The following is a 243-nucleotide window of genomic DNA, read 5'->3' on the forward strand; positions in this document are numbered from 1 at the left end:
GCTGCTTTGGCGCAGCCGGAAAACGTCTTCCCGTTCGCCGCGCAGGACGCGCCGAACCAGGCCCCGGCTCAGACCAGTGACCCGGACGATCCGCTTGATGGGCACGCCTTCGGCCCCCATCCGCTGGATCAGCATGTTGGTTTTCTGGCGCCGTTGAAAGCCTTCGAATTGCAGGCGTTCCGCCGCCGTCAGAATGCCGGGATCCAGTTCAGCGCTGCAGGCCGTTCTTCTTATGACGGGCAT

1 pseudogene is annotated in these 243 nt (G+C 63.8%); it reads right to left on the minus strand.

From position 1 onward, the window contains the following. A pseudogene (locus AB4874_RS20125) lies at nucleotides 1-243 on the minus strand (ISL3 family transposase); the annotation flags it as partial.

Origin of the sequence: Thioclava arctica, assembly GCF_040892615.1 — a bacterium.
In the GTDB taxonomy this organism is placed as follows: Bacteria; Pseudomonadota; Alphaproteobacteria; order Rhodobacterales; family Rhodobacteraceae; genus Thioclava; species Thioclava arctica.